The organism is Candidatus Methanoperedens sp. BLZ2, assembly GCF_002487355.1.
Lineage (GTDB): Archaea > Halobacteriota > Methanosarcinia > Methanosarcinales > Methanoperedenaceae > Methanoperedens.
Genome location: NZ_NTMG01000040.1, coordinates 89,885 through 104,984 on the forward strand (window position 1 = coordinate 89,885; position 15,100 = coordinate 104,984).

General features: G+C 41.0%; 17 protein-coding genes. 10 read left to right on the top strand and 7 right to left on the bottom strand.

Going from position 1 to position 15,100, the window contains the following annotated elements:
- Window positions 1–8: 8 nt before the first annotated feature.
- Both CL181_RS06930 and CL181_RS06935 read left to right on the top strand, forming a co-directional pair.
- The gene (locus CL181_RS06930) at window positions 9–818 is read left to right on the top strand and encodes a hypothetical protein (RefSeq protein WP_097298577.1); all 810 of its coding nucleotides are present in this window, start codon (window positions 9–11) and stop codon (window positions 816–818) included.
- Window positions 815–1,375, top strand: coding sequence for a metallophosphoesterase (locus tag CL181_RS06935; RefSeq protein ID WP_097298578.1), 561 nt, complete (start codon window positions 815–817; stop codon window positions 1,373–1,375). The genes CL181_RS06930 and CL181_RS06935 overlap by 4 nt, the downstream gene beginning before the upstream one ends.
- Before the next feature lie 66 nt (window positions 1,376–1,441).
- Here the strand turns inward: CL181_RS06935 and CL181_RS19710 are convergent, their stop codons facing one another.
- The 3 genes from CL181_RS19710 to groES all read right to left on the bottom strand — a co-directional run bounded on the left by CL181_RS19710 (window position 1,442) and on the right by groES (window position 3,668).
- Window positions 1,442–1,600 (bottom strand): lmo0937 family membrane protein, encoded by a 159-nt coding sequence (locus CL181_RS19710; protein WP_141398827.1) that lies wholly within the window; start codon window positions 1,598–1,600, stop codon window positions 1,442–1,444.
- A gap of 167 nt (window positions 1,601–1,767) precedes the next feature.
- On the bottom strand, window positions 1,768–3,393 hold the full coding sequence (gene groL / locus CL181_RS06940; protein ID WP_097298579.1) for a chaperonin GroEL: 1,626 nt from the start codon (window positions 3,391–3,393) through the stop codon (window positions 1,768–1,770).
- A gap of 2 nt (window positions 3,394–3,395) precedes the next feature.
- On the bottom strand, window positions 3,396–3,668 hold the full coding sequence (gene groES / locus CL181_RS06945) for a co-chaperone GroES (RefSeq protein ID WP_097298580.1): 273 nt from the start codon (window positions 3,666–3,668) through the stop codon (window positions 3,396–3,398).
- A gap of 162 nt (window positions 3,669–3,830) precedes the next feature.
- On the opposite strand from groES, the gene glmU (CL181_RS06950) reads away from it, so the two are divergent.
- From glmU (CL181_RS06950) to glmU (CL181_RS06965), 4 genes are read left to right on the top strand one after another with little or no spacing between them, the layout of a single operon-like run.
- The gene (gene glmU / locus CL181_RS06950; protein WP_097298581.1) at window positions 3,831–5,039 is read left to right on the top strand and encodes a bifunctional sugar-1-phosphate nucleotidylyltransferase/acetyltransferase; all 1,209 of its coding nucleotides are present in this window, start codon (window positions 3,831–3,833) and stop codon (window positions 5,037–5,039) included.
- Window positions 5,040–5,049: 10 nt separating this feature from the next.
- Entirely contained in the window at window positions 5,050–6,864 is a 1,815-nt protein-coding gene (gene glmS / locus CL181_RS06955; protein WP_097298582.1) for a glutamine--fructose-6-phosphate transaminase (isomerizing), read from the top strand.
- A gap of 2 nt (window positions 6,865–6,866) precedes the next feature.
- Complete coding sequence (gene glmM, locus CL181_RS06960; protein ID WP_097298583.1) at window positions 6,867–8,159, top strand: phosphoglucosamine mutase; 1,293 nt, start codon at window positions 6,867–6,869, stop codon at window positions 8,157–8,159.
- Window positions 8,156–9,346 (top strand): bifunctional sugar-1-phosphate nucleotidylyltransferase/acetyltransferase, encoded by a 1,191-nt coding sequence (gene glmU, locus CL181_RS06965; RefSeq protein WP_097298584.1) that lies wholly within the window; start codon window positions 8,156–8,158, stop codon window positions 9,344–9,346. The genes glmM and glmU (CL181_RS06965) overlap by 4 nt, the downstream gene beginning before the upstream one ends.
- A gap of 46 nt (window positions 9,347–9,392) precedes the next feature.
- Here the strand turns inward: glmU (CL181_RS06965) and CL181_RS06970 are convergent, their stop codons facing one another.
- On the bottom strand, window positions 9,393–10,013 hold the full coding sequence (locus CL181_RS06970; protein WP_097298585.1) for a translation initiation factor IF-2 subunit beta: 621 nt from the start codon (window positions 10,011–10,013) through the stop codon (window positions 9,393–9,395).
- 2 nt (window positions 10,014–10,015) lie between these two features.
- Entirely contained in the window at window positions 10,016–10,537 is a 522-nt protein-coding gene (locus CL181_RS06975) for a 50S ribosomal protein L16 (protein WP_097298586.1), read from the bottom strand.
- Window positions 10,538–10,772: 235 nt separating this feature from the next.
- On the opposite strand from CL181_RS06975, the gene CL181_RS19715 reads away from it, so the two are divergent.
- Window positions 10,773–11,012, top strand: coding sequence for a hypothetical protein (locus tag CL181_RS19715; RefSeq protein ID WP_141398828.1), 240 nt, complete (start codon window positions 10,773–10,775; stop codon window positions 11,010–11,012).
- A gap of 283 nt (window positions 11,013–11,295) precedes the next feature.
- Window positions 11,296–12,171: a CBS domain-containing protein gene (locus CL181_RS06980; RefSeq protein WP_097298587.1), complete on the top strand. Its 876-nt coding sequence runs from the start codon at window positions 11,296–11,298 to the stop codon at window positions 12,169–12,171.
- Between the two features lie 33 nt (window positions 12,172–12,204).
- Here CL181_RS06980 and CL181_RS06985 read toward each other — a convergent pair whose 3' ends face one another.
- The gene (locus CL181_RS06985) at window positions 12,205–13,014 is read right to left on the bottom strand and encodes a CBS domain-containing protein (protein ID WP_097298588.1); all 810 of its coding nucleotides are present in this window, start codon (window positions 13,012–13,014) and stop codon (window positions 12,205–12,207) included.
- 172 nt (window positions 13,015–13,186) lie between these two features.
- Here CL181_RS06985 and CL181_RS06990 point away from each other — a divergent pair, with 172 nt between their 5' ends.
- Entirely contained in the window at window positions 13,187–13,693 is a 507-nt protein-coding gene (locus CL181_RS06990) for a ferritin family protein (protein WP_097298589.1), read from the top strand.
- Window positions 13,693–14,526, top strand: a complete 834-nt coding sequence (locus CL181_RS06995) for a TIM barrel protein (RefSeq protein WP_097298590.1) — start codon at window positions 13,693–13,695, stop codon at window positions 14,524–14,526. The genes CL181_RS06990 and CL181_RS06995 overlap by 1 nt, the downstream gene beginning before the upstream one ends.
- 137 nt (window positions 14,527–14,663) lie before the next feature.
- Here CL181_RS06995 and CL181_RS07000 read toward each other — a convergent pair whose 3' ends face one another.
- Window positions 14,664–14,846 (bottom strand): hypothetical protein, encoded by a 183-nt coding sequence (locus tag CL181_RS07000; RefSeq protein ID WP_097298591.1) that lies wholly within the window; start codon window positions 14,844–14,846, stop codon window positions 14,664–14,666.
- Between the last annotated feature and the right edge of the window lie 254 nt (window positions 14,847–15,100).

The following is a 15,100-nucleotide window of genomic DNA, read 5'->3' on the forward strand; positions in this document are numbered from 1 at the left end:
TATCAATTATGCAAGAGCTTTCAAAAAAGAAATTTGAAGAGGAATATTCACTCTGGATAAGCTCTGCTGCTAAGGATATTGCCTTTTCGCTGAACCGATTAAAGCCATCTGATCTGAAAACAATTATCGCACGCAACGAGCAATATATGGAAAAACCGGAATCTGTTTTTGGTACATCCGGTCTTGATAGGGTTAAAAAGTTAATTCAAGAAAATATATTATTTCTTTCAACTGATGCGATTGTCTTTTCGCAGAGCATCTTTGCTCCGTTTCCCGGTGTTTTTGATTATGCTGTCGCCCTCAACAGGCGTTATTATATCGAAGGTTCATGGTATTCGATAATTACGCTTAATACAAAATATATAGAGGAAGCCAGTGAGACTATCTTAAAATATGCGATCTTCCATGAACTTTTGCAAAAAGAAATATATGAGGAAAATATGAGGAATGGTATCCGTAAATTCAGCCCTGAGGAAAAGCGAAAGATCAGTAATGATACATTGAATAAAGCGATTGAAAGCTCAGGAATTACACCTGATGAGATTATGATGGAAAAGGAATTGATGCTGAAAATTTCCTCAAACTCTCCCCTTATCCCGAAACCATTTGCTGAAACAGCGCTTTTCCATTATGTTGTAAAGAATCTTGAGGAATTAAAGGATTTTCGAGAAAAGAGCAGTACTGAAAAAGAAGATACCATAGGAAAGAAGTTGAACGCTGATTTTAAGGAATGGCTTGATTTTTCAACTGATACCTACAGGAAATTCCTGGGGGAAGTCAAGAAAGAATTGAACTATATGGATTACGGATACGTATGAAGATAATAATACTGGCTGACACTCATATAAATATAAAATCAGGCTCTGTCACCGAAGCGCTCCCTGCAGGACTTGTTAAATTGATCAAAGAAGCTGATATGGTAATCCATGCGGGGGATTTTGTCACCAAAATGTTCTATGATGAACTTTCAGGTATCTGCAATCTTTATGCTGTTCATGGGAACATGGATGAGATGAGTTTAAAGAGATCACTTCCTGAAAGAAAAATTATCAAGGCCGGAAGCACAAAAATAGGGATAATACATGAAGCTGCTCTTTCGATCCATGACACAACAGGGGCCAGGTACATGGCAAAAGAAATGGATGTGGATGTGCTTGTATTCGGACATCTTCATAAACCTGTTATCGATAAAAGTGATGTCCTTCTTCTGTGCCCCGGAAGTCCGACAGCACCGAGGTTATCAGAGCCAAGTGCTATAGAGTTAAATATCGATATCGGTAATATTTCAGGAAAAGTTATTACGCTTGAAGGTGCGCGGTGCGGGGCGCTTGAGAGTGCAAGAAGTTTTCAAACTGACAATAATAGGAAAAAATGAGGCTGGCTTCTGTCGAAACTCAGCCAGGCTCGACCCGGTTACACTGTTACTTATACCTAAGTTTCCCTATTCAGGGATAGGTCTTCGTCCCTGTATGATTCTAATCAGCACTACTATTATAGCAAGGACCAGCAATATATGAATTAAATTGCCGATTGTGCCGACTGCAAATCCTAACAACCATAGGACCAATAGAATCACAACTATTGTAGTTAATAGATCCATATTTTTTTAACCTCCCAATATAAGATATAGGAACATTCATATATAAATTTTATTGACCCTGAATGAACAATCATATAAATCAAAACACCTTATTTTAATAAAATAAACATCAAGATGGATTCCCGGTATCAAAGGAATCCATATTGGTAACTTTAATTGTAAAGTTATTACATCATATAGCTTTCAGGTCCGGGCATGGGAGGCATCTCGCTCTTTTTTTCCGGAATCTCAGCCACAAGTGCTTCCGTTGTCAGCATCAGACCGGCTATGCTTGCAGCATTCTGGAGTGCGGTTCGAACGACCTTTACAGGGTCGATGATGCCTGCTTCGATCATATCCTTATAAGCATCTGTCTTCGCATCATAGCCCATATTGGAATTTGATTCAGCCTTTAGCTTCTCAATGACAACCGAGCCCTCACGGCCCGCATTTGCAGCGATCTGTTTTAGCGGCTCTTCGATTGCTTTCCTGATAATATCCACGCCGATCTTCTGGTCTCCTTCAAGATTTAGACTATCAAGCGCCGCCGCTGCTCTTAATAATGCTATTCCGCCGCCTGCCACAACGCCTTCCTCTATAGCGGCTTTTGTTGCGTTCAGGGCATCATCAATGCGCATTTTCTTTTCCTTGAGTTCAGTTTCAGTAGCTGCACCAACATTGATCACGGCTACGCCGCCTGATAACTTGCCAAGGCGCTTCCTGAGGTCGTTCTTTTTATAATCCGATTCCTCAAGCTTTATGCGTCCTTCAATAATGGATATGCGCCTGTCTATATCGACTTTTTTTCCTTCGCCTTCTATGATGATCGTCTTTTCCTTTGTCACTCTTATCTTCTTTGCACTTCCAAGGTCAGAGAGTTTTACGTTCTCAAGCTTCATCCCGAGCTCTTCGCTGATGACTTTTCCCCCTGTCAGGGCAGCAATATCCTCAAGCATTTCCTTTCGCTCATCACCAAAACCAGGTGCCTTTATCGCGCATATCTTCAGTGTCCCGCGGATGATATTAAGAACGATCGTAGCAAGAGCTTCGCCTTCCAGGTCCTCGGCAATGATCAGGAGCGGTTTATTCTCTTTCACAACTGCTTCAAGAATCGGGAGGAATTCCTTCATTGAGCTTATTTTCTTATCAAACAGGAGGATCATGGGGTTTTCAAGAAGCGCTTCCATTCCTTCCTTGTCAGTTACCATGTACGGTGACATATAACCCTTATCAAGCTGCATACCCTCAACGACTTCAAGCGATGTCTCCATGGATTTTGCTTCTTCAACGGTTATAACACCGTTAGCTCCAACTTTTTCCATTGCATCAGATATGAGGTTCCCTATTTCTTCATCGTTGTTGGCTGAAATGATCCCGACCTGCGTGATCTTTTCTTTTGTCTTGACCTCTTCGCTCATACCTTTTATGGTCTTGACAACCAGTTCAGTAGCACGGTCTATGCCGCGCTTTATCTCGATTGGATTTGCTCCTACCGTGATGTTCTTCATGCCGTGATGGAGGATGGATTGGGCAAGAAGCGTTGCAGTTGTTGTACCGTCTCCTGCCACATCCTGGGTCTTTGTAGCAACTTCCTTTACAAGTTTAGCTCCCATATCCTCATAAGGGTCTTTAAGGTCTATTTCTTTGGCGATCGTTACGCCGTCGTTGGTAATGACAGGGCTTCCATAGCTTTTTGATAGTACCACATATCTGCCCTTTGGTCCGAGTGTTATTTTTACCGTATTAGCAAGCTGGTCCACGCCTCTTAAAAGTGCATGCCTTGCTTCATCATTGAAAACCAATTGTTTTGCCATGTTTAAGCCTCGATCTTTGCAACTACATCTTTTGATTCAAGAATGAGATATTTTTCCCCATCCAGCTCCAGTTCTTCGGAACTGTAACCCGAATATAATATTACGTCACCCTTCTTTACAGGGAATTCTTTCTCCTCCACACTGCCCACTTCAACCACGACCCCCTGTTTTTTCTTTTCCTTTGCGCTGTCGGGGATGTATATCCCGCCTTTAGTTCTTTCTTCTTCCTTTACCGGTTTAATTAAAACCCTTTTACCTATTGGTTTTATTTTCATATTAGTAACCTCCGTTGAATTCACTAACTGTACAAATCAATAACGATACAAATCCAGATTTGTAAGGAGTTTTTCATTGTTTGCGGTTCTATATATATTTTGCTATGCTAATTCTGAAATAGTTAATTTTAAAATGTATTGATTTAGATATAGAGGAACTATATGAAAGCTTTAATTCTTGCCGCTGGAGAGGGATTAAGATGCCGCCCTCTCACTTTGACCCGATCAAAGGTCATGCTCCCGGTCGCAAACAGACCTATCCTTGAATATATTATCAGGGCGCTTGCACAAAACGACCTGAAAGAAATAATCCTGGTCGTGGGATATAAAAAAGAGCGTATAATGGATTATTTCAGGAATGGCCTGGATTTCGGGGTAAACATCAGCTATATTGAACAGGATGCCCAGCTTGGCACAGCTCATGCGGTCAAGCTTGCAGAGTCAATGGTCAATGAAAAATTCCTTGTACTGAATGGTGATAACCTTATAGATGCAGGAACGATCTGCGACCTGATAAAAGGGGCATCCGGTGATGTAACGCTTCTTACCGCAATGCATCAACAGACAACAGGATACGGTGTGATCATACTTGACAAAGGAAAGGTTTCACGAATTGTAGAAAAGCCCCGTGATAAAATAAGTCACCTTATTAACACAGGGATATACATGTTTTCATCTTCAATATTCGATGAAATAGATAAAACCCCGATCTCAGAGACCGGTGAATATGCAATAACAGATACGATCCAGAGAATTATTGACAAAGGCGCTAATGTCACAAATATAACCACAAAGGGCACATGGATCGATGCTGTACATTCATGGGACCTATTGAAAGCAAACTCAATATTCCTTGGAAAAATCGAAGAAGTGAAGGCAGCAGGATCGATCGAGAAAGGTGCGGTAATAATCGGTGATGTAGCTATCGGGGATAATTCAGTTATCAGGTCCGGTTCTTATATCGTGGGTCCGGTCATTATTGGAAAGAATTGTAATATCGGTCCAAATACTACTATTCTACCTTCAACGGCTGTAGGTGATAATTGTTCGATAAGTTCATTCACGGAGATTGAAAATAGTATTATCATGAACGATGTGCGTATAGGGTCTGGTTCATATATCTCAAATTCCATTATTGGAGGTAATAATATTATCGGCCCCCATTTTGTTTCTGATGTGGGAAAAGACCTGAAAATAGAAATGAAGGGCATACTTCATAGCGCGGATGAACTGGGAACTGTTATTGGGGACAATAACATTATCGGGCCATCAGTACTTGTCAGGGCTGGAAAAATGATCGCAACAGGCTGTGCTGTTGATCATGGAGTCAGGGTTACAAAAGACCTGCCTCCGAACTCGATTGTTCTGTGAGGCAATAAAAATGTGCGGTATAGTAGGATATGTTGGAACAAGGCAGGTAACTCCAATACTTATAGATGCATTAAAAAGGCTTGAGTACAGGGGGTATGATTCTGCAGGCCTTGCAATATTAACAGATAAAGTGATATCGGTATGTAAAACAGAAGGTAAAATAGCTGACCTTGAAACAAAACTTCCTGATATGAAAGGGACATGCGGTATAGGGCACACGCGCTGGGCAACACAGGGCGCGCCAACCACAGTCAATGCGCATCCCCATGTTTCAGGAAATATCGCAGTCGTCCACAATGGAATTATTGAGAACTACCAGGAACTGTATGACTGGTTAAAGGCCGAAGGATACGAATTTGTATCAGAAACAGATACGGAAGTGCTTGCACACCTCGCCCATAAATATTATAAGGGAGACCTTGTCAGGGCTGTCATTGAAGGCCTGAAGAAAGTAAAAGGCTCATACGCAGCTGCCTACTTATGCAGCGATTCAAAGACAGTGGTTGCAGCAAGAAAAGAAAGCCCTCTTGTTGCCGGTGCAGGAAAAGGTGAAAATTTTATAGCTTCGGATGTGACTGCATTATTGAAGAATACAAGAGATGTGGTCTATATGCAGGATTTTGAGATCGTGCAGTTGACCGGGGAAGGTATGCAGTTCTTTGATTTCGATGGTAATCCTGTCAAAAAGAAAACCGAGACCATAGAATGGAACATAGAAGCAGCCGAGAAATCGGGATACCCTCATTTCATGTTAAAAGAGATACACGAACAGGTTACATCGATCCACGATACGCTTTTGGGCAGGATATCAGAACTGAGCGGTGAAGTAATTCTCGGCGAGGTCACTCTTTCCATTGATGAGATAAAGGATCTTGAAAGGATAGTGATAATCGCATGCGGCACATCATATAATGCAGGGCTTCTTGGTAGATATCTTTTTGAGTCACTGGCGGGAATACATACGGATGTGGAAATAAGCTCGGAATTCAGGTATGCAAATCCCGTGCTTTCAGGATCCACGCTTGTAATAGCCATATCGCAGTCAGGGGAGACCGCAGATACAATAGCAGCAACAAGAGAAGCAAAGACCTACGGGTGCCATACCCTGGCAATAACGAATGTGGTAGGCACAACACTTTCCCGTGAAGTCGAAAATATTGTTTATACAAGAGCTGGCCCTGAAATAGGGGTTGCAGCCACAAAGACTTTTACGTCCCAGCTAATTGCCCTGTATCTACTTTCTATCTATTTTGCACGAAAGAGGAAAAAAATGGATGTTGACAGGTCGAAACGCCTTCTTGTTTCAATGAAACAGCTTCCTGGTATGATCCAGCAGATCCTGAATAACAAGGAATTCATACAGAAACAGGCAAAACGGTTCTCAAATGCAAGGGATTATTTCTTTTTAGGAAGATCCCTGAATTTCCCGATAGCTTTAGAAGGCGCGCTTAAGCTCAAGGAGATTTCCTATATCCATGCTGAAGGATATGCGGCTGGCGAATTGAAACATGGGCCCCTGGCTCTTATTTCAAAGGAAACCCCGGTAGTGGCGCTTGCCACAAGATCATCAACGTACGATAAAATGGTGAACAACATCAAAGAAGTGAAAGCGCGAAGCGCCCAGGTCATTGCAATAGCATGCGCGGATGATAATGAAATAGATAAATATGTGGATGTGGTCATAAAAGTTCCGATAGCAGATGAACTGCTTTACCCGGTACTCACATCTGTCGTAGTACAACTTCTTGCATACAGCAGCGCTGATGCACTGGGTTGCCCCATCGATAAACCCAGGAACCTTGCAAAAAGCGTAACGGTGGAGTAATTATGGCATTATTTGGTTCATCAGGGATAAGAGGTCTTGCGAATAAGGAAATTACTCCGGAACTTGCCCTCAAGGTCGGGCTCGCGGTGGGTTCGCTTCATGGGTCGGCCGTAATAGCGCGTGACCCCAGGACCTCAGGAGAAATGATCGAGCATGCTGTGATCTCTGGGCTTCTGTCAGCCGGGTGCAGTGTGACGCGCATCGGAATGGTGCCTACGCCAACGCTTGCATATGCTGCACGGAATTTTAGCTGTGGCATTATGATAACGGCATCGCATAATCCTTCGCAGTACTGCGGCATAAAAGTCTGGAACAGGGATGGTATTGCATTTGATTCCAGGCAGCAGGATGAAATTGAATCGATTATAAAGGATAGGACATGGAAGACCGCAGAATGGCAAAATATCGGAAATGTTTTCCAGGCTGATGCTATTGAAGACCATGCAAGAATGATACTCAGTAAGGTAGGGCGCACTTCCCTGAAAGTGGTTGTTGACTGCGGATGCGGCGCAGCTTCCGTAATAACACCTTATGTTCTGCGGCGTATGGGCTGCACCGTTATAACTCTTAATTCCCAGCCTGATGGATTTTTCCCCGCAAGAGATCCCGAACCAATCGAGAAGAATCTTGAATTGTTGAAAAAGGCCACTCTTTCATTTGGCGCTGATCTTGGCATAGCGCACGATGGCGATGCTGACCGGATGATGGCTGTTGACGGGAAAGGCAGGTACATAGAAGGGGATAAGCTTCTTGCATTCTTCGGTATCCGTGAAACAAAACACAGTATTGTTGTGCCTGTTGACACCTCAATTATGGTCGATGATGTCCTCAAGGGCAGGGAAATATATCGAACGCGTGTTGGCGATGTGTATATTGCGGAAGAATTGAAAAAGAGAAATGCCGAATTTGGCGGCGAGCCATCAGGCAGCTGGATATTCCCGGGCATCTCTTTATGCCCGGATGGTATTCTGGCAGCAGCAAGACTTGTTGAGATCGTGCAGAATGAAGGGAGACTTGATGCCCTGATAGATGAACTTCCAACATATCCAATGATACGGGGAGCTGTCCAGTGCAGTAATGAGAATAAAGCAGCGGCAATGAAAAAGATCGCAGAGTCATTAAGGAAAATAGGAGACGTCACAGATGTAGATGGAATAAGGGTTGATTCTGATAATGGATGGATACTTGTGCGCCCAAGCGGGACTGAGCCCAAGATAAGAATAACGGCAGAAGCGAGAAAGGGTGTAGAAGAATTGTATGCAAAAGCAGAAAGGCTGGCAAAGGAGTCACTTTGAAGGCTGTAATTCTTGCAGCTGGCCAGGGTACCAGAATGGGGCCGCTGACCCGCAATATCCCTAAAGTAATGCTGCCAATAGCGAACAAACCACTCCTTTTACATGTGATCCAATCGGCGCGTGATGCCGGGATCAGGGAATTCGTACTTGTTGTAGGGTATGGTGCAAAAATTATTGAAGATTATTTCAAAGATGTTTCTCTTTTTGATGTCAGCATAGAATATGTCCACCAGGAAAAACAGATGGGTACTGCTGATGCTGTTGGCTCGGCAAAGGGAATGGTTGGTGACCGGTTCCTGGTATTGAACGGGGATATAATAGTAAATCCTGCACATATAAAGAAACTGATAGAATGCGGTTCGGATGTGGTATTGACAGCAAGGCATGTTGATAATCCCTCAGAGTATGGTGTCCTTGAAGTCCAGGGTGCAGGGGTTTTGCGTATCATTGAAAAATCCCCGGATCCGCCAACGAATCTTGCCAATGCAGGAATATACGTATTTCCGTCATCGATATTTGATGCTATCAGTGTTACCCCGCTTTCGATACGAAAGGAATATGAGATAACGGATTCGCTACAGATGCTCATCGATAAAGGAACAAATGTTGGTTTTCTTACACTTTCCGATAAATGGATGGATATCGGAAGACCCTGGGAACTTCTTGATGCCAATGAATATTTCCTGTCTGTTTTACAGCCAGACATATCTGGTGAGATAGAACCTTTTGCGACATTAAAAGGCAGTGTTTCAGTCGGTGAGGGCACGATCATAAGAAATGGTTCATATATAGCAGGGCCTGTCATTATCGGTAAGAATTGCGATATCGGCCCTAATTGTTACATCCGTCCAGGCACAAGTATCGGTGACAATGTTCGTATCGGAAATGCGGTTGAGATCAAGAACAGCATTATAATGAAGGGAACGCATATCGGGCATCTGAGTTATGTGGGTGATAGCATAATCGGGGAAAGATGCAATTTCGGGGCTGGAACAAAGGTCGCGAATTTAAGGCATGATGGCAGGACAATTCGTGTAATATTAAAGGAAAAACTTATAGATTCAGGAAGAAGGAAACTTGGAACGATCATGGGAGATGATGTTCATACTGGTATTAATAGCATGATAAACGTGGGTGCTGTTGTTGAAAGTAAAGCGATGATAGCACCAGGGGAATTAGTAAAATAACGATTCGTAAAATAACGAAGAGAAAATAATAGAGATCTTGTTATTTCTATGTTATTTTCTCAAGCATTTCTGCAAAAGCAAGATTACCTGTGATCTTCTTGATCTTTATTTTTACAGTATCCCCTTTGACAGTACCTGGTACATAAATCGTATACTTGTCCTTTTTGGCAATGCCGTCGCCTTTGCTTCCTACTGCATCAATTCTGACATCGTAGGTTTCGCCTTCAACCAGTGCCTCTTCTTTGGCAATCAATGTTGCCCGCCGTTTCGTTACAGGTCTATGCGCGCCGCATGCATCACATCTCAATGTAAGGACTCTTTCACTTTTTATAAGGTGTGTATCCGGACGTCCGCATTCTGAGCAGGTTACATATTCCTTTACATATGCGTTGATGAGCTCGGAAATCATACCTGAAGTTAATCGTCTCTGGAATATCGCTCTTGGACCATCGATCTTACCTGCTGTTCCGAGTTCCCGCAATAAGAATTTGAATATATGCGAAGGCTCACGGTTCAATTTATCCACTATCGCAGCAAAATTTTCAAGTACTGTTGTCTTTCCTTCGGTTAGGAGTTTAGGCTCGGGGATAACAAAACGTTCCCCTGAGCTTTTAACTTCAGGCAGATGATTTAATGCCCTGTCCAGTTTATCCAGATAATCATTCATTGTCAAGTAAGGACCAGTTCCTGTCCTTTTTCCACTACCAGGCTTATCGGGGTCGGTAATTTATATCCGGCTGAGATCAATGATTTCTTTGCAAGTTTGAAATTGGCGGGAGTAACAAATACGCTCATGATCTCCTGGCCCCTTCTTACTCTTGCCGCAGTCCCGATGGCTTTTCCGAATGCCAGCCGCATTCCCTGTGATACACGGTCTGCACCTGCTCCTGTGGCCTGTTTATTCTCTCGCAGCACCTCATGAGGGTATACCCTGATCTTTAAATGATAATTAGGCTGTCCTAAAGTATCAAGCAATATCCTGTTTGCTGCAATACGCGCTGATTCCAGGGCATTGTGCCTGATCTGGCATTCTTCTTTTGTCACGAGTGTCAACTGGATCGGGAAATCCTCTGTTAAATTGCCCATGTCATAAGTCACTAACTTGCTACCCGGAACACCGCCCATGTATTCTCGTCTCGTATAAGAGCGCTGGGTAATTTTCTTGTACATTCGTCCTGGTTTTCTTGCCATTGAATAGTCCTCCAATAATTATAATGTGAGAATAAAATATATCACACGATTTCGTTCCAGATGACTTTTTAGTTAATAAGCTTTATTGAAAAATAGTTCAGGATCTGATTGCTTTATTTTTTTAGCGTATATTTATAAATCGTTTACCTAAGAATGCAAGTCTTGTCCGGGTAAAGTTTGGGTAAAATCATATAATGCTCTTGGTATTATTTTGTATCATTGAAAAATGTAGGTTATGATATTAAAAACAGTTATAAAAATAGATGAAGAAATTTTAAAAAAAGTTAACTGTAAAAAGAATCTATCCTGCCTATCTGGAACCGATATTTGTAAAGTTGAACTTTGTATTGATGGCAAAATCCATTTTATTAAATGTATTAATCTTGAACCCTGCCATCACAGGATATCATTTGGATATTCATTTATTTGTAAATGTCCAGTAAGAAAAGAACTTTTCAACAAGTATAAAATCTAATTTTTAAGATGTTATTTGAAAGGATTATGTTTATTAAACGTTATGAACAAGCAAATGTTTTAAGGTATGAAAGATAAATATAACATAATAAATAGATGAGGTAAAATAAGAAAATTACTACAATAAAAGTTATATTAATTATACTGTCAGCAGTATATCAGCGAATACTAATATAACTAAAAAAATGATAGGAAGTTAAATTAAAAAATAAATGGATAATTGTCATTATCATTAAATATAAATACAACAAAAGAAAATTAGAAACATAGAGAGTTTAAAATTTATGGAACTTACACCAATACAAAAGGAAATCCTGACAGCATTAATAAATTTGTATAGAACAAAAAAACATGCAATAAAAGGGGAAGATATAGCAGAAGTCATAGAAAGAAATCCCGGAACTGTCAGGAATCAAATGCAATCATTGAAGGCACTTGGATTAGTCGAAGGAGTGCCCGGGCCCAAAGGAGGATATAAGGCTACAGGGGACACGTATCGTGTGCTTAAATTAACAGATATGGAAATCGAGAAGAATGTTCCTTTAAGACGGAATGATGAATTAGTAGATAATGCTACAGCAGCAGAAATAAGTTTCACGACTGTAAGGCATCCGGACCTGTGCAATGCTACTGTACATGTTATAGGAGATATAAGAAAATTCGAGGTTGGAGATAATCTTGTGATAGGGCCGACGCCAGTAAATAAATTAGTGATACGAGGGTCTGTGATCGGCAGAGATGATACACAGAATACGGTATTATTTGTCATACAGGAAATGATATCTCTTCCCAAAAAACCCGTTAAGAACTATATAAAAGAAAATCCCATTACAATTCCACCCACAGCAACGATTCAGGAAGCCTCACGGATACTTGTTAAGAATAATATTCATGGTGCTCCGGTTAAAGACAAGGATGGTATCGTGGGGATAGTTACCCTGACAGATATCGGGAAAACGCTTGCAGATGGGAAAACAAGCCTGAAGATAAAAGACATTATGACAAGGGATATAATCTCCGTTGATGGCGATTTGCCCTTATATGAAGTTGTTAAAGTATTTAACAAAGAAAAAGTAGGGCGGCTGATGGTTAAAATCGATGGGGAGCTTGCAGGGCTTATTTCAAAAACAGACATACTAAGCAAACTTGCATTGTATTAAAAAAATATTTTTTAAAGCAAATAAGATTCATTATTAGACATGTGACATACCGTTTTCATCATCTTTTTTGAGCCTTTTTGTGATCTCAATGAGAGGATGTTTGGCATAATCAAGTATTTTAATATCGGAGAGTGTGTGAAGACCAGATGACATAGCGGTTTTTTCCATACCAAGATGGACTTCATCTCTTACCGGGATGACATAAGCATCCATGCTTTTTATCCCGAGTTTTTTAGCTGCAATTACCCTGTGATGACCATCTACAAGAATAAGTTTATTGGTCTTTCTTATTACAACTATTGGCTCAGCCAGCCCTTTTTTTAGTTCATATATCCTTCCATCAAGTTCATCTGCATACACTTTGGGCTGCGTGGGAACAAGTTCATCGATGTTTACCGATTCGCGGATAACATCCACATGGATATTGTGAATGGCCTCAAGGGTCTTCTTGAGTGTCCATACCTTCTGGGGGCTTGTCCTTTCAATATGCGAGCGAATAACATCTGAATTTGTAATAATACCACGTAAATGCCCGCTTTCATCAACAACCGGCAATTTTGATTTGCCTGACCTGAATATGACACGCGCCACATCACTCATCTCCATTTCTGTGTCCGCGACAAGCACATCCCGGCTCATTACACCTGTGACCTTTTCACCAAGCGCTTTTTCAAGGAGACCTGAAGCGGATACATATCCTGTTACTTTTCCATTTTCGACCACAGGAAAACCGTCATGTCCTGTTCTTTTTATAAGTTCTATGACATCTTTGACAGTATTTTCCGGGGATACAGTATCTACTTCGGTTGTCATGTAGTTTTTAACTTTAGGGTGGTCTGTCATGGTAGTATGGTAGTTTCGTTAACTAAATGGTTTTATCCTTTTTATAACAGTGGGTCAGGGTTAAGCATAACGATATATAGTAATCTAAGTATAGATACTATGGAACGGGAAGCTCCAACCCTTCAGGGGGAGTAGTACACCTATTGAAATCAACTTTACAGGATGAATTATTATGAATGAACAAGACATGGAGATTCTAAATATACTCAAAGAAGCGATCTCTATTGAGATCTATGGCAGGGAATATTATTCGATATTCAGTGATTTAATTGAAGATGAGAATGCAAAATTATTATTCAAAGGATTGTCAAGGGATGAAGGGGAACACAGACAACTTCTTGAAAAACAATTCCTGAAGATCACAGGAAAATCTTTTGACATCAGTACGGTGGATGAAGTGAACAGGGAAAAAGCAAGGCGCATATTCCCGGAATCCCTCGAACCCTTGAACGTGCAAGAAACAAGGGATATTCTCAAGCTTGGCATCAGGACAGAAGAAAGATCTATTGAATTGTATTCCAAAAGTGCAGATAGAACCGATAATAAATCCAGTAAAGACCTGTTCGCCAGACTTGTACTTTTTGAAACTGAGCATAAGAAAACACTTGAGGATGCATTGTATTACCTTGACCAGGAAGGTTCATGGTACGGATATTCCCCTCCTACTATTGAGGGTTAATGGAAGGTTTGCTCTTTGGTACTGCTGGCGTACCCATAAGCTCGAATGGAACTGATAGTTTGTCAGGGATAAAGCGTGTTCATGAGCTTGGCCTTGGCTGCATGGAACTTGAGTTCGTCCGCGGAGTTAAGATGGGAAAAGAGACTGCCCGGAAGGTAAGCGTGCTGGCAAAGAAGCTGGATATAGGATTAAGCGTGCATGCCCCGTATTATATAAATCTAAATGGTGAAGGTGAAACCCGGCTCAAAAGCAGGGAACGAATACTGAATTCTGCGCGGATCGGACACATATGCGGTGCAAGAAGCGTGATTATTCATGCAGGTTTTATAGAGAAAGATTCACGCCATGATGCATACGAAAAAATTAAAAATGAACTTATCCTGATATGTGAAGAAATGAATACTGAAGGCTTGAATATTACACTTCGTATTGAGACCATGGGGCGCAATTCCCAGTTCGGAAACCTTGATGAAGTTCTTACTATTACAGAAGTGGCAGGCGTATTACCATGCATTGATTTTTCGCACCTTCATGCCCTGAATGGAAAAAATAACTCAAAGGAAGAATTTGCAGGTATCCTCACTGACATTGAGAATAAGCTCGGACGCGATGGTTTAAACAACATGCACGTACATGTTTCAGGAATAGAATATTCTCCAAAGGGTGAGACAAAACATCTTGAATTCGAAGCGTCTGATTTCAAATATAAAGAGTTAGCTAAAGCTTTTTCCGAATTCGATATTAAAGGAATGGTCATATGTGAAAGCCCAAACCTGGAGATAGATGCATTAAAATTGAAAAAAGAATTTGATGATTTAACCTGTTGTAAATAGGTCGTGCATCGAATAAGGATTCATAGGAATCCCTGTTACTTCTTCAATCGGTTTTTCTTTGCAGCCACGTAATGTCAGGACTCTCTGGCATATAGGGCGAGTACAATCCGGACAACGTTTTATATTTTCCATAAAAATTATAATTTTATAATTCCTGCATTGCCGCTGCCTTTTAATATTGCTTCATATTCATCTATGAACATGTCGCGCATATTTTCAAGGAGAAATATATTTCTTGTACATAACATCACTTTATTTGAAGCAAGCCTCTCAGGTGCGCATTTTTCCATCCACAAAACTACTTCGTTTGATTCGCTCATTCTCTTCATCTCCTTACAATCTAATCATGCTGATTATACTAATCATTATAATAATCATTTAAAGTATTAGTATAAATAGTTTATGGCTAAATGGAGCCCATCCATTAATTAATTCCTCCCATTCCATCATTGTTTTGCACCTTTACGAATAGATTGCACCATGCTTTGTTGTTGAAATAAGCCGTAATGTTATGGTCACAAGCTATAAGGATAGCCCCTTTTAATTTATTCTCTTGCTTCTTGTAATAGCATTT

Bases quoted from the DNA above. Each gene is read 5' to 3' on its own strand.
- CL181_RS06990 (WP_097298589.1), top strand. From the start codon at position 13,187: ATGAATGAACAAGACATGGAGATTCTAAATATACTCAAAGAAGCGATC.
- glmU (WP_097298581.1), top strand. From the start codon at position 3,831: ATGAAAGCTTTAATTCTTGCCGCTGGAGAGGGATTAAGATGCCGCCCT.
- CL181_RS19710 (WP_141398827.1), bottom strand. From the start codon at position 1,600: ATGGATCTATTAACTACAATAGTTGTGATTCTATTGGTCCTATGGTTG.
- CL181_RS06930 (WP_097298577.1), top strand. From the start codon at position 9: ATGCAAGAGCTTTCAAAAAAGAAATTTGAAGAGGAATATTCACTCTGG.
- CL181_RS06985 (WP_097298588.1), bottom strand. From the start codon at position 13,014: ATGACAGACCACCCTAAAGTTAAAAACTACATGACAACCGAAGTAGAT.
- CL181_RS06970 (WP_097298585.1), bottom strand. From the start codon at position 10,013: ATGAATGATTATCTGGATAAACTGGACAGGGCATTAAATCATCTGCCT.
- CL181_RS06980 (WP_097298587.1), top strand. From the start codon at position 11,296: ATGGAACTTACACCAATACAAAAGGAAATCCTGACAGCATTAATAAAT.
- CL181_RS06975 (WP_097298586.1), bottom strand. From the start codon at position 10,537: ATGGCAAGAAAACCAGGACGAATGTACAAGAAAATTACCCAGCGCTCT.
- CL181_RS06935 (WP_097298578.1), top strand. From the start codon at position 815: ATGAAGATAATAATACTGGCTGACACTCATATAAATATAAAATCAGGC.
- CL181_RS07000 (WP_097298591.1), bottom strand. From the start codon at position 14,846: ATGAGCGAATCAAACGAAGTAGTTTTGTGGATGGAAAAATGCGCACCT.
- CL181_RS19715 (WP_141398828.1), top strand. From the start codon at position 10,773: ATGATATTAAAAACAGTTATAAAAATAGATGAAGAAATTTTAAAAAAA.
- glmM (WP_097298583.1), top strand. From the start codon at position 6,867: ATGGCATTATTTGGTTCATCAGGGATAAGAGGTCTTGCGAATAAGGAA.
- groL (WP_097298579.1), bottom strand. From the start codon at position 3,393: ATGGCAAAACAATTGGTTTTCAATGATGAAGCAAGGCATGCACTTTTA.
- groES (WP_097298580.1), bottom strand. From the start codon at position 3,668: ATGAAAATAAAACCAATAGGTAAAAGGGTTTTAATTAAACCGGTAAAG.
- CL181_RS06995 (WP_097298590.1), top strand. From the start codon at position 13,693: ATGGAAGGTTTGCTCTTTGGTACTGCTGGCGTACCCATAAGCTCGAAT.
- glmS (WP_097298582.1), top strand. From the start codon at position 5,050: ATGTGCGGTATAGTAGGATATGTTGGAACAAGGCAGGTAACTCCAATA.